Below are 23642 nucleotides of genomic sequence, written 5' to 3' on the forward strand. Positions count from 1 at the left end.
TGACGATATAGGTATTGGAAATATGATAGATTCTACAACTGGAAAATATCCATTTGATTGTCATTGAATCTAAAGTAAATTTTTGTTTCTTGTTTTTAGAATTGACACATTTGCGTGTACGCTACGTTTTGCCTTGCTATGAATACAAATGAAATCAAAGCTTTGGTGTCTCTATTAGATGACGATGATAAGGAAGTCCAACTACATGTAGAGCAAAGAATTATTTCTTTGGGTGGGCCAGTGATTCCTTTTCTGGAGGCTGAGTGGGAGACAAATTTTAATCCAATTGTTCAGAAGAAGATAGAAGAACTGATTCATACCTTACAGTTTGATGCTTTAAAACAACGCTTAAGGGAATGGAAAGATAGTGAAACACAGGATTTGCTGGAAGGTATGTGGTTAGTAGCAACCTACCAATATCCTGATTTGTCTTTGGAGAGATTGAAAAAAGATCTGGAACAGATTTATTATGATGCATGGCTTGAATTTAAGGCCGATGTTCATGCCTATGATCAGGTGAAGATACTAAACAGTGTAATGTTTAGTAAGTTGAAGTTTGCTGCTAATACCAAAAACTTTCATTCTCCTGCTAATTGTATGATCAACATTGTGCTGGATTCCAAAAGAGGCAACCCTATTTCACTTTGTGTGATTTATATGCTTATTGCTCATAAGTTAAAACTGCCTATTTATGGAGTAAACCTTCCTAATCTATTTATTCTGACATTTAAAACGGTTGATACACAATTCTATATTAATGTGTTTAATAAAGGAATTGTTTTTTCCAGATCAGATATTGATAGTTATATCAAGCAATTAAATTTACCTCCTTCTGATATTTTCTATGAACCTTGTTCAAATGTAGATATCATCAAACGGGTACTTCGTAATCTATCTCTGGCTTTTGAGAAGACAGGTGACAATGATAAGATGGAAGAGGTTCGTTTGTTACTAGATGTTGTAACTGAGAATAAGGAAGAAGAATAATGCTTTCTTGTGACAAATCAGTAAAAAAGGCTGAAGAAATATTTCTTCAGCCTTTTTTACTATTAACTACCTGTTCCAAAGTTTGTGCTTAATGTGATATATCCTGGATAAGGAACGGTAAGGCTACCAATCATAATAGATGGCTTTATCTTGAGAGATAATTTAGGTGAAGGTTTGTTGCCTGCGCCAACAAGGCCTAAGCCTAAATTGATATTTTCATCCATGCTGTTCTTGGCCATAATTTTGCGTAAATCAGCATTAATTTGTACAGGTATAGTCGCTGTTCCTCCACTGGGAGCAATGCTTATTCGATCATTTAATGTACCTGTTACAATCTCTTTGCCTTCAATCAATAATATCCATTCCATTTTATTCATAGCTGCTGTCGCATCATTAGGATTTTGAGCATCCACATTAATGGTTAATGAAAGAGGCATTGTACCTGAAGCATAAGCAGCTGTTAATTTGCCTGCCTGTAGAAGGTTCATGTCAGATAAACTTTTTATTTGCTGAACGTTAACTCCTGCTAAGTTGGTATTTTGTACTGAACTCATTCTAAACTGGCACTTAGTAAAGTTGGCCATTTGTTTGAGTTGTGTACAGGAAACAGAAACCAGCAACAAGGGCATTATCCATAATAAAGAACTTTTTTTCAACATAGGTATGGTATTTTAGTAACTAATTAGAATTAACAAGTGAGAGTAACTATTAACCTTACAAAAATAAGACCTTTCTTGTGTTGGTAATGAAATTTTTGTATGTTAACTGAGCTTTCTATGTACAGAATTAGTACGAATAATAAAAGTGTTTGCTGCTATCTTGTTGATAAATAGAAGGTAATATTCTTTGTTTGATCTGACGATTACATAAATTTTGTGTAAAATGATAGAACAAATTCCAGCTAAAGGCAAATTATTGATTGCAGAACCCTTTTTGGGAGATCCTAACTTTGAACGGAGTGTTGTTTTACTCTGTGAACATACAGAAACAGGATCATTTGGTTTTGTTCTAAACCAAACTACTGTGCTGACTCTTAAAGATGTGATTGAAGATGAAATATATGCAGATCTTCCATTACATATTGGTGGGCCTGTAGAACACAATACACTTCATTTTATCCATCGTATGGGGCCAATTATTGAAGATACTATTCCTGTTGCAGATAACCTGTACTGGGGAGGGGATTTTGAGCAAGTGAAGAGTTTGCTAAACATGGGTAAAATAACAATGGATGACATTCGTTTTTTTGTAGGTTATTCAGGTTGGGGTGAAAAGCAGTTAGAAAATGAATTGAAACAAAATGCATGGATAATTACAGATGCTGAGTCTTCCTTTATTTTTCAAACCCCGGCAGACCAGTTCTGGAGAAATATATTGCGTCGTATGGATGGTAAATATAAATCTTTTGCCAATTACCCAACAGACCCTCGATTGAATTAACTTTTAGAAAGATATTTACTCTTTGAATGGTAAAACTGAATTGTATAAATCGGCTTTAGTTGATTTTAGTTTGTAAGTTGATGATTTATAATGTTTGTTATATAGTTATGCATAGGATAATGAGTGAATATACAATCTAACTTATCTTGTTGAGACGATACTGCGCAGGTTGGTAATTTTGAACATCTACAATTTAGTATTACATAACTCTTAAACATGTAATACATTGGCCAGATAGCTTTCTGTGTTTCTGAATCTACTTGACTGCCGTTTCCGATCTCAAGTAAAACGCTATTTTTTTGCTTAATAAAACATTGTAGATTTGCAGTAAGAAACATTTTATTCTGTATATTAATAATACAATATTATCACAAAACTCATATGAGCCGTTTTCCTAGTTGCTCCCTAGTAATAAGTACATATAATTGGCCTGAGGCTTTAGAAGTATGTTTGTTGAGTATTCTTCATCAGACAGTTCTCCCTCAGGAGGTAGTTATTGCTGATGATGGCAGCAAGGAAGATACTTTTAAACTAATTGAATCCTATAAAAGTGAATTTCCTGTACCTATTCATCATGTGTGGCATCCTGATAATGGATTTCAGGTTGGAAAGGCAAGAAATCGTGCATTTGCAAAGGCCAAATATGACTACGTTGTTCAAATAGATGGAGATGTTATTTTGCATCCTAAATTTATATATGATCATTTAAACTTTGCTGCAAGTGGCTACTTTCTGAGTGGAAGTCGTATGTTGCTGACTGCTGATCTATCCAAGAAAATACTGAAAGAAAAACGTACTCTTATCAGCTTATTTGAAAAAGGAGTGAACAATAAGTTAAATGGAATCCGTTTTCCGATAATGAGCCATATATTATCTCCATTATACAGAGTTGGAGAAAAAAAATATTACGTAAAAGGGTGTAATATGAGTTTTTGGAGACAAGATTTAATAGATGTTAATGGATATGATGAGAATTTTATTGGTTGGGGGAGAGAGGATAGTGATCTGGCAATTCGGTTAATGAATAATGGTAAAACCAAACGATTTTTAAAACAGCGTGCTGTTATGTGTCATATATGGCATAAAGTTGCGTCTCGTGACTATGAAAAGATAAATATAACACGGATGAATGAGGCAATCCAAAATAAATTAATATGGGTGGATAATGGTATGGACAAGTATCTCAACGAACTGGAACTTCATAAAATTTAAAATAATTAGAAGCTTTAGTATATAGGCTAAAATTTTAATCTGATTTTGTTTGACAGAAAATTTGACGGATTTTAGCCTATATAAATATAATTGCCCCTCAGTGAACATATTGTTAAGAATAATTATCGACAAATATTTTTAACTCTATCCTATCTCTACCTTCCTCACTAGTTTATTCACAATGAGTTATTATTCCATCAAGTAAATTGATTTTTTTTCTGCATTCGTCCTTTACAAAGCCATTTCTGACATTTATTGAGTTAGATTCTGCTTAGCGGATTTACCTGTACAGAATTATTTTCTATAGTATTTTAACTTACTATTTATGTAAGTAATATTTTAGTTAATCTATATAATAAGATGCAACCTTTCTCAGGTTTTGAGGGTCAAATAGTTAGAATAAAATCGACTCTTTAATCAAAACTGAGACATGAAAAATCGCTACCCTATTTATTTCTGCATAGCAGCTACTATCTTACTGTTTTCTGCCTGTAAGCAGAATGAAATCTCGCCAGACAATAAACCCAATGTTCGGGCTCTACGAACTAATGAAGCACAGACTGTCAAAAATTCCACGGATTTTGCTTTTAATGTCTTTCATCAGTTAAATGAAATGCAGCCTGTTGATAAAAATCAGTTTATCTCTCCCTTTAGTATTGCTATGGCTGTTGCTATGACATATAATGGAGCAAATACTACAACGAAGGATGGAATAAAAAAAGCATTAAGTATGCAAGGCTTGACAGATGAGGAACAAAACAGCGCTTTTCAATCAATAGCAGACTATTTAAATGGAATTGACAAAACAGTTACTTTTTCGCCTGCCAACTCTATCTGGTATCGCAAAGGCCTTATACCACAGACCAATTTTGTCGAAACTAATCAACAATATTTTGATGCAGAGGTAAACGAATTGGATTTTACTAAAAACGATGCGATCAGTAGTATCAATGATTGGGTCAAGGATAAGACAAAGGGGAAAATTGATAAGATCATAAGCGAAATAGGAGGTGAGCAGGTCATGCTTCTGATTAATGCTATTTATTTTAAAGGGGCATGGACTAAAAAGTTTGATAAAAGTAGCACACAGGAAGAAAATTTTTATCTTCAAAGTGGCTCAACTGTCAAGAAGGAATTTATGAGAGGAAACGTTTCTGTAAACTTATATAAAGATGAAGACAAAGTATTGGTAGATCTTCCCTATGGAAATAAGCAATTTACAATGACGTTGATTATGCCTCAAAATACCAAAACCATAGAAAGCTTAATAGAGCAGTCTACTACAGAGAGTTTTACCAATTGGCTGGCAGAATCTGATTCGGTTGCAATAGATATAAAATTGCCTAAATTTAAGTTTGAAGGAGATTATACAAAAAAAGAATTTAATGTTATTCTGGCTAATTTAGGAATGGGAGAAGCATTTTCAGATGAAGCTGATTTTAGTAATTTACTGGTTGGTATCAATAAGGGAGTATTGAAGATTGATGAAGTGGCACATAAAACTTTTGTGCAGGTAGATGAAACCGGAACTGAAGCAGCGGCTGTTACATCTATTAGTATTGGATACACTACAGCTCCACCTCCTCCTCCAGTGTATAGCTTTAACCGTCCGTTTATCTATATGATCCGCGAGAAAAGTTCTGGGGTTATTTTGTTTATAGGTAAAATGATGAACCCTGCTGTCGAGAAATACTAACAGGAAGCATTCCCATCTATAGTATAGATAATCCTGTAGATGGGGATGTTTTTAGACCAACTTTAAATGTCCTGTCGAATTACTTATGATCATCTTATCATCTATCCCCAGCCAATCTTTTAGTAAGGTGGCATAAATGTTGCGAAAGTCGATCTGGTATTTGAGGTCTCCTTCATCCAGGTTCTGAAGATTAGGAGACTCATTAAATAATCCTGGCTTTTGTAGTTTTCCCCCTATAAGGAATACATTATTGGCAGTTCCATGATCAGTCCCTCCACTACCATTCTGTGCAACTCTGCGACCAAACTCAGAAAATGTCATAACCAACGATTCATTGAGTTGATTGTTCTGTTTTAGATCTTGTATGAAAGTGGACATAGCCTCTGAATATTGTTTCAACAATTGTCCCTGTCTTATTTTCTGATTGACATGTGTGTCAAACCCGGAAATGGACACATAGAAGATGTTTGTTTCCACTCCTGATAAAATAAGTTCGGCAATGGTTTTTAACTTTCTTCCAAGTTCAGTGGGAGGGTAGGTTACCTTAGTTTTATAAATTTTAGATTTATCATAGATGTAGGCCGCAGATGACACAGTTTCACCTAATGTTTTATATAAATAACTTACTTGTTCATGATCTGCTTCCGTGTGTTGTGCTGAATTGATATCTGTAATTATTTTGTTATGTGTGAGTTGATAAAGTTTTTGAGGATTTGACACTGCCAGTCCCTTCAGGCGATCTCCTTTCATTGCCAGGCTTAATGTATCATCTACTTCAATAGCATTGTAGGGCTGGCTGCAAGAACCGCCACAAGCTTCGTCCAGGTATCGACCAATCCAGCCTGTACCCAGAAATTCATCCGACCCAGATGCTGTTTGCCAGATATCCATCGAACGAAAGTGAGATCGGTCAGGATTAGGGTATCCAACACTGTTAAGAATAGTAAGCAGGCCATCATCATACAACTGCTTCATGCCTGTCAGAGCTGGATTAAAACCCAATTCATCCGATAAATGCAGTACATGTTGTGATTCAATGGCAAGTTTGGGACGTACTTTGTAATAGATATCATTTCGGAAGGGGATAACGGTATTTAGTCCATCGTTTCCTCCCGACAGTTGAATGATAACTAGTTTTTTATTGCTTAGACCTAATGTATTGAGGTGTTGTTTTTCAAAGGCTTTTAGAAAATTGGGAATCAGCATTGTTCCTGCTGTTGTCAGGGCTGATCGGGAAAGGAAATCACGTCTTTTCATAGCTTTCAGTTGTATATGTATTCTCCGAGGGTAATAGAGAGAGTGATAGGGCCAAGTGGGTACTGGCTTTTGGATGACTTGATAGATTAACAGAGTTGATATTCAGGCAGAGAAACCAACGCAGAAGAAAGACTTTTAATTAGTGCTTCTTTACTGCTTTTGTCAGCTCGTCGCCAGATCAGATCTTTTTGTGCCAATGTGATAGGTAAGGATAAGAGATAACTGGCAAGAGCATCCAGAGTTTCCGTATCCTTCACTTTTATAAAGGCATTCTGCAATCCAGTCCAATTGGCAGATGCCTGAATGGTTTTTCCTTTGCGATTGTTCAGATAGGCGGTATTTACATCTCCCTCTTCTTTTGCCTCAACCTTTACTTCTGCCGATTGAAAAAGTAGTTCGGGAAGTTGCATACGAAAAAGAAGACTGCTACTGTCAATCCAGTTTTTTCCCTCTTTCCAGCCTGCTACATTAGGGGGATTGAGTAACGTTTGCCCCAGAACTTTCTGAAGGAAGATAATATTTTGTGTCTCCTGAAACTGAATAGTAAATGTTTGTTGTAAGCCTACTAACAGCTCTACTGGACTTTTTACTCTGCTACCAATGATAGAAGACTGATAAAACCAGTCTGCGGTAAAGATAGATTCCATTAGTTGAGCTATATCATAATCCGACTTATAAAACTGGTCTGACAGGCTATTGATAATTGTTGGATCAGGTTTTTCATTAACGAAGTATTGATAGATTTTAGTGGTAATAAATCGGGCTGTTTGTTTGTTTTCCAGAATGGTAGTGAGTATATCTTCTCCTGTAAAGTTGCCTGTCTTACCAAAGAATGTTTTTTCTCCCTCATCGTGTTGTCTTTGGTTAAAGAAAAATTCTCCATCATGTCTGAACTGCCATCCTGTAAAAGCTCTTGCTGCATTTTTTATATCCTGTTCTGTATAGTGATCTCTTCCTAGAGTAAATAACTCCATTACCTCGCGTGCAAAATTCTCATTGGGGCTATCTTTGCGGTTTTGTTTGTTATTAAGAAAGGCCAACATCGCTGCATCCTTCGAAATAGCCATCAGTAAATCACCAAACTTGCCTAGTGCATGTGTACGAAGTGTATTATTCTGAATCTGCATGAAATAGGCATTGTTGCTACGACAGGCAAAATGGCCATGCCAGAACAATGTCATTTTTTCTCTTAGCATTGCATTGCCACTGACCATCTGATTGATCCATGCGAGATTCAGGGATTTTATGCTTTCTATGCGATCTTTGATAATAGTTTTAATCCTTTCCTGAGGGGTTGAGCTTTGTGTAAAGGTTTGTTTACTGTCCTTTTTTTCCTCTTTTTCCAATCTCATTTGTTCTGCTGTTACCACTTGCAGAGGATAAATATTTTTTGATTGTACAAACAATTCCTTTACTGCTTTCTCAACCGATTTGTGACCAACTTCTTTTATCTCAAGTGGTGAAATACCAAAGCCAGCCCGGTTGTACAGGTGTTTAATCTTTTGGTCATTGGATATCTTTGTTTGCATAGCTTTTGATAGTTTTCATCACCTAATTATGTAGATCTGTGAGGTTAGATGAAAATTAGTAGTAATCGTTTAAATTAGCGGGCGACTTTACTGTAAAAAATGAATAACTTACATAAGTTCTTTTGTCTTATCCTCATTTCCCTCTTGGGTATTTTTATCGCTTGTTCTAAAAAGCAACCTGCAATTCGTGAGAAAGCAGATAGGGTTTTGGTATTTAAATCAAAACGAAAAATGCAGTTGTTGAAGGATAATAAAGTATTGCGGACCTATTCCATCGCTTTAGGAGCAAGTCCTGAAGGGCATAAAAGTCAGGAAGGAGATGAAAAGACTCCAGAAGGAAGATATACGCTGGACTGGCGAAATGCCAAAAGTAGCTGTTATAAATCACTGCATGTTTCTTATCCTAATGAACAGGACCGCAAGAGTGCAGATGAGAAGGGTGTATCACCAGGAGGGATGATTATGATTCATGGCTTGCATCCAAGTATTAAATGGGCAGGTGGCTTTCATACACTATATGACTGGACAAATGGATGTATAGGGGTCACAAATGCAGAAATGGATGAGATATGGAAGACTGTTCCGGATGGGACAATCATTGAAATAAAGCCATAATATACATTATGGCTTTAACAAAACTTTTCCTGTAGTGATACGTGCTGCGAGATCTTTGTGTGCTTGGGTGGCTTCTGCTAGGCGATAAACGTGTTCTATCTGCAACTGTAGTTTTCCCTCTGCTATCCATTGAAACAAATCATTTGTGCGATTTAATAGCTCATCACGAGTCAATACATAATGACCTAATGTAGGCCTGGTAAGGAATATTGATTTCTTACTTAAATGTAATGGATCAAACGGAGGAACTGCTCCACTGGAGGCGCCAAACAAAACCATATACCCTCGAGGTCGCAAACATGCCAGACTTTTATCAAAGGTTGTTTTACCTACGGAATCATATACTACCTGGACACCAGATTGATTAGTGATTCGCATGACTTCTGTTTCAAAGTCTTGTTGAGTGTATAGAATGACTTCATCGGCTCCGGCTTGTCGGGAAAGCTGAGCTTTTTCTTCTGTTGAAACCGTGGTAATGATTTTTGCTCCAATTTGCCGAATCATCTGGGTTAACAATAGTCCTACACCTCCTGCTCCTGCATGTATCAATACCGTGTCTGTTGGTTTTACGGAATAGGTACTATAACAGAGATAGTGGGCTGTGAGTCCTTGTAAAAGAACAGCTGCTGCTCTATCATCATCCACCGAGTCCGGAATAGGAACCAGTCTGCTGACTGGGACAAGTGCATATTCGGCGTAACTGCCTACTTGTAACGCATAAGCAACCCGGTCTCCAGGTTTGAATTCTGTCACTCCATCTCCAATTGATTCTACAACTCCGGCTGCTTCTGAACCCGGAGTAAAGGGAGTTGGAAGAGGATATCTGCCCTCCCGGTGATAGATATCAATAAAATTGACTCCAATGGATTTGATTCGTACAAGTGCTTCTCCTGGTTTAGGTGTCGGTATGGCTACTTCCCGATATTCCATTACTTCAGGACCGCCGGGTGTGGTAACTTGAATGGCTTTCATACTATGGTTTATAAGAATAAAGCAGATAAGTATTTCGGAGCTTTAGTGGCTATATAAAATACTCATCCTATGTTTGATTTAATGTATTTAAAGCCGAATAACATAAATAGAACTAAAAAGAAAAATAATAATCCAAAAAAGATAGCACTTAACAGAGGATAAAAGTAACTAATAGCTGCTGTGCAAAACAAGGCTAAAAGTAATGCCAGATAAGGAAAAATGGGATAGAATGGAGTTTTGTAAGGGCGTTCCAGATCGGGTTCTTTCTTTCGCAGCACTAACAGGCTTACCATACTGATTGCATACATCACCACCGCTCCAAGTCCGGACATAACAATGATCTGGTCTGTTTTGCCAGAATAAATAGCCAGAACACCAATCAAACCACCTGCTATGAGTGCCCAGTGTGGGGTTTGATAACGATTCAGAAAACTTAACTGGGTAGGCAGATAATTCTCACGTGCCAATGCGAATATCTGTCTCGAATAGCTAATGGTATTGCCATGAAAAGATGCAATCAGACCAAATAATCCCAGGCTGGTGAAAACTTTAGTCCATCCACTTTCATGCCCGAACACCATTGCCAATACCTCCGGTAACGGGTGATCTATCTGTTGGAGTTTTCTCCAGTCTCCCACACCCGCACTCAGAATCATAATACCTAGTGCTAAAATAACAAGTGTAATGATAGCAGAGATGTATCCTCTTGGAATCGTTTTATGAGGATTTTTGACCTCTTCAGCTACCATAGCAACACCTTCGATAGCAACAAAGAACCAGATAGCAAATGGAATACCAGCAAATATGGAACCGAAAGAAACGGTTGGAGGATTATGAGCAAAAAAGTTGTCCGATTTAAAATGGAAAACAATTAATCCCATAAATAACAGAATTTCGCCCACAGAAAGTAACGTTACAATCAAAGAAATACGGGCACCTTCTTTGATCCCAAACCAGTTAACAGCAATGAAGATTACATACATACTGATTGCTGTCTGCTCAACAGGAATTTGAGGAATCAGGAAATGTATGTAGGCACCTAAGGCATAGGCAATGGCTGGCATGGCTAATAAGAAGTCGACCAGCGTAGCAAAACCCGCAATAAAGCCACCAATAGGTCCAAACGCACGTGTGGCAAAAGAAAATGGGCCTCCGGCTTTAGGGATAGCCGCTGTAAGCTCTGTATAGCTGAAAATAAAGGTGACATACATCAGCGTAACCAGAAGGGTCGAAAAAAGAAACCCAATGGTACCTGAGGTTTGCCAACCATAATTCCAGCCAAAGTACTCTCCGGATATGACCATTCCAACTGCCAGCGACCATAACTGTATGGTGTTTATCTCTTTTTTTAGTTTAGGTTGTGTTTCTGTAATGGTTTGCATGGTAGTTTGTATGGTTTACCTGCCAGAGATTTCTCTGGCAGGAGGAATTATGATTAGGGTAAAGCTTTGCTTTTTAACCAGTTGTCACGTAAAGTCAGTATTTCCTTTGTTGTTTTCATCCCCACTTTCTCATAGGTAACTACTTCTAACTGAGGATTCTCGCTTAGTGTCACCAGAGTGGTTTTGACAGTGCCTTTGTGGCTATATTGTACTGGTACTACATCACCTGGTTTATGTTTCTTTATAAGATCATCCAGATTTTTGGTATCTGTCACAGTTGTATTTTCAACTGACAGAATGATATCTCCTTGATCAATACCTGCATTGTAAAGCGGGGTATTGATTTGTGTTCCTGTTCTGACAATGATCTGTCCCTGTTCTCCTTTTAAATTTCTTCCAAAGAAAGCCTCATTAGGTCTTGCTTTCCGAAGCAGGAATCCCATTTTACCTAATAGAGTCTGGTAATCTGCTACTTCATGACCAGTTACATATTTACGGAAAAAGGTATTGGCAAATGTAGTATCCTTGGTAACCTGTCCAAGAATGGTTTGGAGATCCGGAACAGTATAGGGTTTTTCGGGTTTCCCCTGAGCCTGCCAAACTGCTTTCATAAAATCATCCAGTGTCAGGTTTTTAAATTTTGTCCTCAGAGATAAGTCAAGAGCCAAGCCAACTACACATCCATAAGGATAATAAGAAGTATAGGTGTTCGCAAAATTGACCGGATCTACATAACTGGACGCATCTACAAACGGAGCCTGCTGACTCATCTCAACAGGAGAAAATCGATACGTACCTGGAGAGTTAAGTACATAGCTTAACTGACCTGACAGACTTTGTACATATTGGTCATTGTCATAAAATCCTGCTCTTCGTAAAATTAGCTCACCATAGTAGCTGGTAAATCCTTCGGCAAACCAAAGTTCACTGCTCATATTGGAATGCTCAAAATTGAATGGTTCTAATGACTTGGGACGAATCCGTTCTACGTTCCAGCAGTGGAAAAATTCGTGGGAAACGGTACCCAGGAAGTCTTTCGGATTTCCTTTAAAAGAAGCTGCATCTGTGATGAATGTCGAATTGCGGTGTTCCATACCATCCCCATCATTATCTGGAAATACATCCTGGATAAAGGTGTAGGTACCATAGTCATAGGAAGGCCATTCGCCAAAAACACCTCCGGCTTCCTGTACTACTTTTTGTACCATAGGAGCATAGGTAGTTACATTTTCATCTGTACCATCATGATGTAATGCAAGACGAACGGTGATAGGCTTTTTATCTGTGTTGGTGACAGTCCATTCTTTCAGTGTAAAGTTGCTTAGCTCAGTTGGTGAATCCATAAAGTATTGCAGATTCGGTGCTGAAAAAGTATTTGGCTCAGTAGCTGCTTTAAGTTGGGTGGCCACTTTCCAGTTTGAACCATCTGGAATATCAAATGTAATACTGATGGGAGCACTCTCTAAACCTTTGGCCCATAAAAAAGAAGCAGGAATATTCAAATGGGCATGTGTTTCATCAATGCCCGCATATGTACCATCGACCAGATTCCCAAATAATGTATACAGAATATTGACTGTGGTGCCATGTTTCGGAATTTCCCATACATCGGACTCCAGGCGGTTTACAGGGATATAATTTCCATTGGCATCTGTTGCCTTCAGATTATAAATGTTCTTACCAAACTCATGTGTTGCATAACGGCCTGGAGAAGATCGGCTCATTCGGACTATAAGTGGCTGACTAGACAGGCCTGAGAAGTTGGCTGTAATCTCTGCTTCGTGGTGGATGGCATTGGGAAAAGAAACCCTATAATAGATTGCTGATTGGCAATACCCTACACAGGCAATGAAAAAGGTTGTAAAAACAGATACTAGTGTTTTTTTCATGAAGATTGTAAAGTGAATAAAGATTCTTAGCTTGTTTTTTGTCTGGAATGGTACTTTTCTTAGTTTTAGATACCTTCCGGTTTTGAAGATACTATTTTTTGCCCAAGTCTGTGTAAGATGAGGTATTATTTTCAGTTGTAAGTATGCTTAATGAGATAATAGGGTTAAAATAAATAGGCTGTTTGTGAAAAAGATTACAAAACAAGAGGAGATGGTTATTTACTGATTGTCTTTTTTCGTTGTATCTATGTTTTGTTTTTTACAATAGAATTTTATTGGCCAGATAACTGTCTTAGCTAACTGGAATTAGTATGTGATATAAAGATTCTAACAAACATCTGTGAAAAGTTAAAAAAGAATTGTATCATAGTGACATATAGACAGACATACGAATGAGGCCAATGTATGTGATTTACAGCTATCAAATGGAATGGACTTATTTTGTTGAAAACAATGCATCTGGAGACAATCCGGCAAATCATAAACACAAATTAAACATGAGATCTACAATAAGTTTTGTCTCTAAGATGAATATTCATCAAAACGAATACAATGTTCAGGAAGAGTTTTTACAACATCGTAGCACCCTTGAATCCTATTTATATAGATTGTGTGGCAATCGTGAGGATGCAAAAGACCTAGTGCATGATACATACCTGAAAGCAGTATCGAATTTTGATTCCTTTAAAGGTAATTCAACTTTTAAGACATGGGTATTCGCCATTGCAACAAATCTGGCCAAAGATAATTATCGTGTTCAAAAACGGTGGCCACTCAATGCACAGGATTTGTGTCGCAATGCCACAGAATCTGACGTGGAAAAACATGATCGGATTATCAGTGCTTTTGAAAGTCAGTCAGAACCATCTTTTGATATAGTAGAGCATATGAACTATTGTTTCACCTGTATGGCTAAAAACCTTACTCTTCAACAACAAATTGCCTTGATTTTAAAGGAGATCTATCAGTTTAAACGAAATGAGATTGCTTCTATCTTGCAAATGACAGAAGGTGTGGTGAAACATCTTTTATTTGAAGCACGAAAAGAACTACAGGAAAAGTATGAAAAACGTTGTGCTTTGATTAATAAGAATGGTCCATGTTATCAATGTGCCGAATTGAATGACTATTTAAGCCCTGCGGCAGATTCTTTTCAGAAGCTGGACAACCTAAAGCTTCCTTCTGACTTACAGGGACATTTTCGGAAACGTTTCTCTCTAATCTCAAAAATTAATCCACTAACAGATAATGGTGCATTGCTGGAAGACACAATTATGCGGATTTTAAATGAAGCAATAGCCTCTGACTAACAATTTCGACCGTTTTGCAGAGTTGAAACGTCTAAGATGAAAACAAACTGTAATCATAGACGTTTTATGTCAACTATTTCACTAACAGCCCCATCGTATCCTAATTGGCTAAATCGCCAGGAGTATCCATTTAAGTCAAATTACTTTACTCTTCCAGTAGGAAGGATGCATTATGTAGATCAAGGAGAGGGTGAACCTGTTGTTATGTTGCATGGCAATCCTGGCTGGTCGTTTGAATACCGCAATGTAATTAAGCATGTTTCCTTTTCTATGCGTTGTATAGTTCCTGATCTGATAGGTTTTGGTCTTTCTGACAAACCTTTTAATTGGAGTTACCTTCCAGAGGAACATGCAAGCAACATAGAATTATTTCTCGACTCTTTAAACCTCTCCAAAATAACGCTGGTAGTAAATGATTGGGGTGGGCCAATAGGCTTATCGTATGCCATCCGTTATCCACAAAAAATTAAAAAAATAATTTTGCTCAATACATGGTTATGGCCAGTTGATCAAGATCCTCATTTTGTTCGATTCAGTAAAATGATGGGAGGAGAGGTCGGAAGATTTCTCATTACACATTTTAACATTTTTGGAAAAGTGGTAGTAAGGCAAGCTGTAGGAGATAAACGCAAACTAACTTCTGAAATACACAGACATTATTACCAACATTTGGAGAAAAAAAGTGATAGAAAGGGATGCACTGTTTTTCCAAAAGAGATTGTAGGTTCCTCTGAATGGCTCAAAACTCTATGGGCTCAGCGTGAAAAAATTAATCATATTCCAACTACTATTATTTGGGGTATGAAGGATATTGCCTTTCGACCAACAGACCTGGAGCAGTGGATTACATCCTGCCCACAGGCAAAAGTAATACGTTTGAATGCTGTTGGCCATTTTCCCCAAGAAGAAGCTCCAGAAATTATAGTTCAACAAATTTTATCGCCATTTCAATCATAGATTACTATGTTTTGATGTGAAGTGGTCAGAAATCCTGATGAACAATATAGTGAATTTTTTGTCAGAAGGATTCAGCGAGGATAGTCTGAGAGTAGATATTGAATTATGTATAAATATTTATAGAAAAAATACCATATCAATTGTTTATCCTGCCAGGAAAATAGAATTAATAGATTGAGAGCCAATTGTTTAATACGCAAGCAAGCAGAACTCTCTACTTTTTAACACTTATTCATTTATCCATTAAAAAACGCCTAAGCTATGAAACATTTTTATTGGTTGCTGATACTCTTCGGCAACATTGTCACAACCAGCTATGCGATTCAGTCGCCTGTATTAATTTTCCCGCAGGCAAACTCTACAGTTAGTCTTAAAGATCTTTCTGGATTTACGGTTAATCCGAAAGAACCCACTGCCCGATATATTTCTATTCGGGTTTGGCTTAATGATCCGCGTACTCTGATATTTGAAGATGCTAAGAACCTTACAGCAACTGAAGCAACTCAGCCTGTTATTTTTAATTCGTGGGACAAGAGTTTACTAAAACCTTCACAGCAATATTTGATAGAACTAAAAACACTCAATGCCAATGGTGGGCTGCTCAAGCAGTTATATTTTACTTTTTTTACTTCTTCAACACCTTTAGAAGTTCCCAAACCATTACTGATTACCAATAATTCATTACATGATTTTTATACAGTATCATTTGTCTTTAATTCAGATGGAATGTCCTGGACGATCAATGCCAACAATGCTGCTGCCCGTTATATTACTGCTGAGATATTTGATAAGGCCTCCGGACAATTGGTTAATTATCAACGGAATGGAGCATCAACTGTTAAATTATTAACAGCGCAAACCGCTTTGAGTAATACTGAGATGTCTGCATTCATTCAGCCTCTTAATCGTGTTCCTTATCCTGCACGTATGGTTTTGGTCACAAAAGATTCCCTGGGAAATGTTATTGGACAAGGCGAGTATGATATTGTGATTCACCCACGTCCGCTGGCTGAAAATGTATCTATTGCTATTGTTTCACCTTCTGAAGGACAGACCAATGTTTCACTTTCTCCTATAGCTCAGATACAACGGCCAGATAGCCTGCTTTTGTTTCAGATCTCAGTAGCTGTTGCCCATTATATGATAGACACATATCCGGCAGACTGGCAAGGAGAAGATTATCATTCTGAAGCATTAAGTAATACCACAAGTATTACCAGCTGGCAGTTACCTAATCTGAAGGCAGGTACTCGTTATGTCCTGAAAGTAAACTATGTGGTTTTGGGTGCACCTGGTACTAATCCGAGTACAGGAAAAGAAGCAACAGTTACGTTTACTACTCAACCAGGTGTAAGCAGCAGTAAGCCTTTATTAATATCACCTAAGCCTGACTCTGCATTAGTATTATCCGAGAGAGGAGTATTTTATAAAAGCATGGGAACATATACTGTAAATGCTAATAATCCGCTCGCTCGATCTATGAATGTAAAGGTTTTGAATGCCAAGACTGGAGAACAGATTAATTATGTAAGAGGAGGGCCGGTATCCGAAATTTATTTACAAGATGCACAAGCTGCTACCAGCAATGTGAGTCGTACACAATTTATTTATGAAGGAAGTATCAGTGAAGGAATTACAGGTAAACCTTTTGGTGGAAAAGTATCTATTATTACCTACGATTCACTACATGTACTATTGGATTCTGCTTCTTATCCAATCACAGTTATACCCAGACCATTTTCTAAGGATATACCTATACAGTTGCTTTCACCTACCCCCGGACAAAGTAATGTAGCGCTTCCTGTTCAGGTTCGAATCAAGCATCCAGATACAACTCCTTTTACAGACATAGAGTTTGTTTATTCCGGTTATGAGATTGATCAGTATCCTGCGGATTGGCAAGGGAGCGATTTTAGAAAAAATACTACTGTGAAAAGGTATTTTTCCGGATCAATTGGTTCTTGGGACATAGATAGCCTGCAACCTGGTACAACCTATCAGCTAAAATTGAACTACACAGTTTTCAATACCTTGGATGCCGACCCATACGTCAATCTGGATACAATCATCACCTTTACGACTAGGCCTGTGATAAGTAGCGGTAAACCTTTGCTACTTTCACCTAAACCTGATTCAGTAATGGTTCTGTCTCAGAGAGGTGTTTTTGGTTTGAGTATGGGAAGTTATGTTGTAAATGCTAACAACACAATAGCCAGATCTATGGATGTACGCTTTTATAACACACAAACAGGTCAAAGAATAGATTATGTAAGGTCTGAACCCGTATCATTATTTTATTTTGCTAATGCTCAGCAAGCTACCAGTGATGTAACCAGAACTTTATATATCAGCACACCCAATACGGGGAAACTATTTGATGCGAGAGTAGATATGATTACCTATGATTCACTTCATACAAGACTGGACTCTGTCTCATACCCTATAAAAATTCTCCCTCGTCCATTAGGTAAAGATCTACCCTTAACTTTTCTATCGCCAACACCTGGACAAAATAATGTAGCGCTTCCTGTTCAGGTTAGAATACAGGAGCCAACATTTTCTCCTTTCACAGATATAGACATTTCCTATGAATACTATCTGATAGATCGGTACCCGGCAGACTGGCAGGGAAGTGATTTCAGAAAGCAGATGCTCTCAACCAATTTTCCTGTAGGCGTGACACCTACCTGGCAGATTGATAGTTTGCAAGCAGGTACTACTTACCAGATGAAACTGAGTTATCTGATTATTGGGGCTTTAGATAGTAGACCTTATCTTCGTTTAGATACAACTATTCTCTTTACAACAGCACCAGCACAAGGTTCGAATCCATTGTTGCTTTGGCCAGCAAATAATGCAACTGTTCGTGTTTGTGATAGTACGAATGCATTGTTTAATGCAAACAATGACAATGCACGAATGCTCTCTATAAAGGTATTCAGAAATGATCCAAGACAATTACTACGTGAATACAGCTATCAGCTTTCAGATGCTATGGCCGCAACAAAAACTATTGCTGTACCGGATCTCTTTCAACAGTTGAATGCCTCTGGTCAGTATCTGATAGAAGTAAAAACACAGACTTCTTCAGGTGGGTTAATTGCTCAGCAGTACTTTACGTTATTTACCAGTGGTTGTTCCTCTGCTGCCAGAAAAGTTTTGTCTGAAAATATAGAGTCTTCTTTACATTCTATAGTTTCTCCTAATCCATCTGTAACCGATTTTAAACTTCAGCTACACAGTGGTTACAATAAAGCTATAGTTGAGGTGATTTCTATAGATGGCAGAATCATAAACCAATACAATGCTCAGGGTAATAGTCAGATTCAGATAAACGGTAATGGATTACAGCCTGGAATGTACCTTATCCGGGTAAAAGGTAATGATGGAAAGATTGAACAATTTAAAATCGTGAAACAATAACCCTGATAATTGATTTTGTTCTACGTAAGGACAGATTACCACTAGCCATAGCTTTAGCTGTGGCTAGTGGTGTATATGGGGATACTTTTCGTGATAGAATATTGGTTGTTCAAGTTTTTGAGATGATCTTGCATCCGACAAGTCAGACCAACAAACCAATTACGATATGAAGAATTTCTTACTAATCCTAACTCTATCAGTATACATCTCCTCTCAGGCACAAAAAAACGAATTTCAAACCAAGTTTGAACATACCAAAGGAACAGAAACGGTTACATACCAGGAAGGTATTGAATTTCTGGAAAAGCTGGATCTCGAGTATGACAAGCTCAAACTAGTAACCTATGGCACAACAGACATAGGCAAGCCTCTGCACCTTGCTATATTGGATGGTCAACAAAGTTTTGACCCGGTTGCCATCAGAAAGTCAGGACGAAGTATATTGCTTGTTAACAATGGAATTCATCCTGGAGAGCCTGATGGGGTAGATGCGAGTCTGATGCTGTTGCGTAATCTATTGCAGAATAAAAAACTGCAGCCTTTGATTCAGAATACAGTCATTTGTGTGATTCCTTTTTATAATGTAGATGGTATATTGAACCGTGGCAAATACAGTCGTGCTAATCAGAACGGACCTGCCGAGTATGGATTCAGAGGAAATTCCCGAAATTATGATCTGAATCGGGACTTTATTAAAAATGATACAAAAAACGCACAAACCTTTGTTTCTATCTTCAGAGAGTGGCAACCCGATTTATTTATCGATAACCATGTGAGTAACGGGGCAGACTATCAGTATATAATGACTTACATTGCCCCTCAGAAAAATAAACTAGGAGGAGAGCTGGGGAAGTATCTGGACACCAGATTGGTTCCTGAACTAAAGCGACAAATGAAAGAGGCAAAGTTTGAGATGACTCCATATGTCAATGAATTTGCGATTACTCCTGATTCTGCTGGTATCGCAGGGTTCCTGGAAACTGCCCGTTATTCTACCGGATATACAGCATTATTTCAAACCATAGGGTTCATGCCTGAAACGCATATGTTAAAATCTTTTGCTCAACGTGTGGAAGGTACTTACCAGTTTATGCTGAGTATGTTGACTATGTTACAAACAGCTGGACAAAACATACAGACTTTGAAACAGAAGGATATTGAAAAGATAAAAACACAAACCGATTTTGTGGTGGAGTGGCAACTGGATAAATCTGTTTCTGAAAAGATTGTTTTCAAAGGATATGAGGGTAGAATGATACCCAGCAAGGTTACTACAGGAAAACGGCTATTTTATGACAGAACAAAGCCTTACACAAAAGAGATTCCTTACTACAATACGTTTATACCCAAAACTACTATTCAAAAGCCCCAAGCCTATCTTATTCCACAACAGTGGGAGAGTATTATTACAAGACTGAAAATCAATAAAGTAGAGTTGCAGCAGGTGTCCCGTGATACAAGTGTGGAAGTAGAAGTGTATTACATTGCAGATTACAAGACTTCCGGACGAGCTTTTGAAGGTCATTATCCGCATTCAGACGTGAAACTTCGTAAAGAAAAGCAAACTCTGGTATTTCGGGCTGGAGATTATATAGTCCCTTGCAACCAGACTGCCAATCGGTATATTGTAGAGACTTTGGAGCCACAAGCGACAGATTCATTCTTTAACTGGAATTTTTTTGATAGTATTCTACAGCAAAAGGAGGGATACTCTGATTATGTGTTTGAAGACTTGGCTGAGAAACTACTCAATGAAAAACCTGAACTACGGAAAAAGCTGGAAGATCAAAAGGCTTCAGATGAAAAGTTTCGTAATAATCCGAGAGCACAACTGGATTTTGTATATAAAAATTCTCCTTATTACGAACCATCTCATCTACGTTATCCTGTCTTCCGGATCCTATAAAACAAAAGGAGGAGTCTGACAGACTCCTCCTTTTGTTTTATTATAATAGATTAGTTATTATAGTTTAACCCATTTTTTCAATACCACATCCTGTTGAGAAGATGGATTGGATATTTTCTCAATGCGATAACTAATCGCAGGATTGCTGCTTAAAACAACATTAATAGTTTGAAGAATTCCACCACGGCTAATAGTAAATACTACTTTATCTCCCGCTTTTTTTCTTCCAAGCCACTGTTGTAAATCATCTCCCAGACGGAAGTTGTCAATGGCGATAATCTCATCGTTTACATTTAATCCATACTCATAGGCAGGAGTACCTTTGGATACACCATTGATGGTTAGTTTTCCTGATGAGAATGAAGTTGTAGCTCCCAGAAATGCTGCTTGTGGATTTGATTTGTATTCTCCTAAACGTAATCCTGCATAACCCAGGAATTTATTGTAATCAATTGTTTTGGCATCGTAGATATTGTTTTTGAAGAAATCATCCATGCTGTGTCCTGCTATCTTCTCCACGGTTTGTTGAAACTCTGCATCTGTAAAACCACGTTTCTGTTTTTTATAGTATTCTTCATATAGGAATTTCATCACATCATCGAGTGATTTTTGTCCATTGGTACTATGAATGATTTCCAGATCCAGCATAGGGGCAATTACTCCTCCTTTTGTATAGTAGGAAATAGTTGAGTTGCGAGAGTTTTCATCCGGACGATAATATTTAATCCATGCATCCCAGCTTGACTCTGCTGCTGATTGAACTTTGTTTCCAGGTTGATTTTCTGTGCTACCAATTCCGTTTGCAATGGTTGTTATAAACTGACTTGCATCCATAAAACCTGCGCGATGTGCGATCAGATCTTCATAGTAACTAGTAAATCCTTCTGATACCCACAACATATGTGTGTAGTTCTCATTGTCATAATCAAAAGGTCCTAATACTTGTGGGCGTATACGTTTTACATTCCATAAATGGAAATACTCATGTGCAACCAGAGTTAAGAACCCTACATAGTTATTTTCATAACTCCAGCGAGTAGTTTGCAGAGTAGTTGAATTCAGGTGTTCCAGACCACCACCACCATTTTGCAGATTATGCACAATGAATGTGTAATCTTTATTGGGATTTTCGCCTACTACTTTACCAGCCTCTTCTACAATTTTTTTCATGTCGTCAGCTAGTTTCCCTTCCTCATAGTTGCCAATTCCATACATAGCTACTTTGTGAGGAATACCCAAGGCTGTGAATTCAAATATCTTCTGATTACCAACTTCGATAGGGGAATCAACCAGAATATCATAATTGGGAACTGCCAATGTCCATTTATCTTTTCCGGTAGCAGATAAACCTGTAGAAATCTGAGTCCAGTCTTTGTAGGGTTTAACAGTTACTGTAGAAGGGAGTTCCTGTTGTTTATCAATATACATGAATACGGCTGCTGGTTGTACATAGCCATGAGACGCATCCAGATAAGGTGTACGAACACTTACTTCAAATGCGTATACTTTGTACTCTACAGTGACTTCTTCAGCATTGTTACTATACACTCTCCATGCATTTTTAGATACTTTTTCGCTTTTTAGCGAACTACTCTTCCCACTCACTGCAGTGAACCCTTCTACATTGCGGGCATACTCACGCACCAGGTATGAACCAGGTGTCCAGACTGGTAATTTAAAATCAATAGTAGATTGTTTAAGACCACTAACGGTAATTTTAACTGTAAAGTAGTGGGTGTGAGGTTCATCCATACTCAGGAAATACGATAATTTAGGGGCTGCCTGCAGAATCGTTGAAGAGAGGAGAATAAGGAGTGAAGAGAGAATAAAGCTTTTTTTCATTAGCAACAGGTTTTGGTATATAGAATGTTGGTTAGGTTCGCAAAATAGTAAAAAACGCTGGTATTACTTTGCTGCATTTGTACAGAATAGCCAAATCAGGCAGAATAGAGTGTCTGAAGTGCTTTCTGCAAGTCATTGGGAGTTCCCACATCCAGACAGCTGCCGTCTTCAAACAAGACCCCGCGTACATGGAGACCATTGTCAATAGCAGCTTGCATGATGTCACTGAAAATGATTTCACGGGCATTGCCTGTTTCAAATTCAGGTCGTCTGTGTTCCAGATATGTATGCATAAACTGCGTAAAAGCAGGAGACCAGGCGGCAATTGCCCATACATATTTAAGAGAAGTTTGAGTAGGTTTAATTTCTACTTTAACGATTCGTCCGTCTGTTGCCAGGTCTACAGGGTCCCATTTATGCGGGAATTCAGTTGGGAAAAGCCCCAATACCACATCTGCAGATGTAGATTTTAACTCAGACACTATGTCTTTAAATGCATCTCGTGGAGTAATCAGGATGTCAGGGAAGCCCATTACTATAATACTATTTTGTACAAATGGATAGGCTTGATCCAGTGTGTAAGGCGGACCATAAGGGACATTCATTAACAAATATCCTATATGCATGTTTAACATTGCACCATCTCCATAATAAGCAGGAATGTCCCATTTTCCTTGTCGAATAACGATAAACGCTTTATCAGCACCTCCTGCACGCATATCTTCCAGTAAATAGGTTGCGACAGCTTTGGGACGAAGTCCTCCATCAGAAGTTGGGTATAACCCTAATGGAAATAATTCTTTGCTGCAGGGCAGTGGTGAAATGCGGGTTGCCTTACCTCCCGCAGGAATTAATCCGATAATATCTTGATCCATGCCGAAAATTGCAGGAATTTTAGCGAAAAAAAAAGCTGCCAATAGTAAAACTGGTAGTCTGCAGATAATTGATTTAGTAAACGGGTGGTTGGAGATCAGAGGAATAACATACTGTATAGTTATTCTTCTGATCTCCAGGTTTCGGTGAAGGTGTATTTATATTTGTTATTTTTTATAGAGTTTGTTTGGGTATATGGATAGCTGACAATCAAAGTAGATTTAGTGAGATTATCAATAATACACGATATATTCTCTAATACAAGGCGGGATTCATCTTTATTAACAGACCAGGCTCTATTGTTTACAAGTGCTTTTCCTTGTTTTGTAATTCCTAAAAGATTATCCTTATA

General features: G+C 37.8%; 17 protein-coding genes. 9 read left to right on the forward strand and 8 right to left on the reverse strand.

From position 1 onward, the window contains the following. Nucleotides 1–138: 138 nt before the first annotated feature. Nucleotides 139–987 carry a transglutaminase-like domain-containing protein gene (locus tag QNI15_RS06725; protein ID WP_314031106.1) on the forward strand — a complete coding sequence of 283 codons (849 nt, stop codon included), beginning with the start codon at nucleotides 139–141 and terminating at the stop codon, nucleotides 985–987. A 62-nt stretch (nucleotides 988–1049) separates the two neighbouring features. Here QNI15_RS06725 and QNI15_RS06730 read toward each other — a convergent pair whose 3' ends face one another. After that, a complete protein-coding gene (locus tag QNI15_RS06730; RefSeq protein WP_314004714.1) occupies nucleotides 1050–1646 on the reverse strand; it encodes a hypothetical protein in 597 nt (198 codons plus the stop codon). 223 nt (nucleotides 1647–1869) lie between these two features. Here QNI15_RS06730 and QNI15_RS06735 point away from each other — a divergent pair, with 223 nt between their 5' ends. The 3 genes from QNI15_RS06735 (at nucleotide 1870) to QNI15_RS06745 (ending at nucleotide 5335) form a co-directional block, all read left to right on the forward strand. Then, nucleotides 1870–2427, forward strand: coding sequence for a YqgE/AlgH family protein (locus QNI15_RS06735; RefSeq protein ID WP_314031107.1), 558 nt, complete (start codon nucleotides 1870–1872; stop codon nucleotides 2425–2427). 381 nt (nucleotides 2428–2808) lie between these two features. After that, nucleotides 2809–3639 (forward strand): glycosyltransferase family 2 protein, encoded by an 831-nt coding sequence (locus QNI15_RS06740; protein WP_314004712.1) that lies wholly within the window; start codon nucleotides 2809–2811, stop codon nucleotides 3637–3639. A gap of 430 nt (nucleotides 3640–4069) precedes the next feature. Then, the gene (locus QNI15_RS06745) at nucleotides 4070–5335 is read left to right on the forward strand and encodes a serpin family protein (protein WP_314031108.1); all 1266 of its coding nucleotides are present in this window, start codon (nucleotides 4070–4072) and stop codon (nucleotides 5333–5335) included. Between the two features lie 51 nt (nucleotides 5336–5386). Here QNI15_RS06745 and QNI15_RS06750 read toward each other — a convergent pair whose 3' ends face one another. Together QNI15_RS06750 and QNI15_RS06755 are read right to left on the reverse strand one after the other, a co-directional pair. Further along, entirely contained in the window at nucleotides 5387–6592 is a 1206-nt protein-coding gene (locus QNI15_RS06750) for a DUF1501 domain-containing protein (protein WP_314031109.1), read from the reverse strand. A gap of 86 nt (nucleotides 6593–6678) precedes the next feature. Continuing rightward, the gene (locus QNI15_RS06755; protein WP_313998458.1) at nucleotides 6679–8121 is read right to left on the reverse strand and encodes a DUF1800 domain-containing protein; all 1443 of its coding nucleotides are present in this window, start codon (nucleotides 8119–8121) and stop codon (nucleotides 6679–6681) included. A gap of 99 nt (nucleotides 8122–8220) precedes the next feature. Between QNI15_RS06755 and QNI15_RS06760 the strand changes: the two genes are divergently transcribed. Beyond that, a complete protein-coding gene (locus tag QNI15_RS06760) occupies nucleotides 8221–8736 on the forward strand; it encodes a L,D-transpeptidase family protein (RefSeq protein WP_314031110.1) in 516 nt (171 codons plus the stop codon). A 6-nt stretch (nucleotides 8737–8742) separates the two neighbouring features. Here the strand turns inward: QNI15_RS06760 and QNI15_RS06765 are convergent, their stop codons facing one another. The 3 genes from QNI15_RS06765 to QNI15_RS06775 all read right to left on the reverse strand — a co-directional run bounded on the left by QNI15_RS06765 (nucleotide 8743) and on the right by QNI15_RS06775 (nucleotide 12979). Then, nucleotides 8743–9708 (reverse strand): quinone oxidoreductase family protein, encoded by a 966-nt coding sequence (locus QNI15_RS06765; protein ID WP_313998463.1) that lies wholly within the window; start codon nucleotides 9706–9708, stop codon nucleotides 8743–8745. A gap of 62 nt (nucleotides 9709–9770) precedes the next feature. Then, nucleotides 9771–11090 carry an ethanolamine permease gene (gene eat, locus QNI15_RS06770; RefSeq protein WP_313998465.1) on the reverse strand — a complete coding sequence of 440 codons (1320 nt, stop codon included), beginning with the start codon at nucleotides 11088–11090 and terminating at the stop codon, nucleotides 9771–9773. 53 nt (nucleotides 11091–11143) lie between these two features. Further along, nucleotides 11144–12979 carry a M61 family metallopeptidase gene (locus tag QNI15_RS06775; protein ID WP_313998467.1) on the reverse strand — a complete coding sequence of 612 codons (1836 nt, stop codon included), beginning with the start codon at nucleotides 12977–12979 and terminating at the stop codon, nucleotides 11144–11146. A gap of 497 nt (nucleotides 12980–13476) precedes the next feature. Here QNI15_RS06775 and QNI15_RS06780 point away from each other — a divergent pair, with 497 nt between their 5' ends. From QNI15_RS06780 to QNI15_RS06795, 4 genes are all read left to right on the forward strand, one after another. Next, nucleotides 13477–14289: an RNA polymerase sigma factor gene (locus QNI15_RS06780; RefSeq protein ID WP_313998469.1), complete on the forward strand. Its 813-nt coding sequence runs from the start codon at nucleotides 13477–13479 to the stop codon at nucleotides 14287–14289. A 66-nt stretch (nucleotides 14290–14355) separates the two neighbouring features. Further along, a complete protein-coding gene (locus QNI15_RS06785; RefSeq protein WP_313998472.1) occupies nucleotides 14356–15246 on the forward strand; it encodes an alpha/beta fold hydrolase in 891 nt (296 codons plus the stop codon). 261 nt (nucleotides 15247–15507) lie between these two features. After that, entirely contained in the window at nucleotides 15508–18669 is a 3162-nt protein-coding gene (locus QNI15_RS06790) for a T9SS type A sorting domain-containing protein (RefSeq protein WP_314031111.1), read from the forward strand. Between the two features lie 166 nt (nucleotides 18670–18835). After that, complete coding sequence (locus tag QNI15_RS06795) at nucleotides 18836–20575, forward strand: M14 family metallopeptidase (RefSeq protein ID WP_313998476.1); 1740 nt, start codon at nucleotides 18836–18838, stop codon at nucleotides 20573–20575. A gap of 57 nt (nucleotides 20576–20632) precedes the next feature. Here QNI15_RS06795 and QNI15_RS06800 read toward each other — a convergent pair whose 3' ends face one another. Both QNI15_RS06800 and QNI15_RS06805 read right to left on the reverse strand, forming a co-directional pair. Then, nucleotides 20633–22417 carry a M61 family metallopeptidase gene (locus QNI15_RS06800; RefSeq protein ID WP_313986071.1) on the reverse strand — a complete coding sequence of 595 codons (1785 nt, stop codon included), beginning with the start codon at nucleotides 22415–22417 and terminating at the stop codon, nucleotides 20633–20635. 95 nt (nucleotides 22418–22512) lie between these two features. Continuing rightward, complete coding sequence (locus QNI15_RS06805; protein WP_313998478.1) at nucleotides 22513–23292, reverse strand: nucleotidyltransferase family protein; 780 nt, start codon at nucleotides 23290–23292, stop codon at nucleotides 22513–22515. Nucleotides 23293–23642: the final 350 nt, after the last annotated feature.

Origin of the sequence: Xanthocytophaga flava (assembly GCF_030068545.1) — a bacterium.
GTDB lineage: Bacteria > Bacteroidota > Bacteroidia > Cytophagales > 172606-1 > Xanthocytophaga > Xanthocytophaga flava.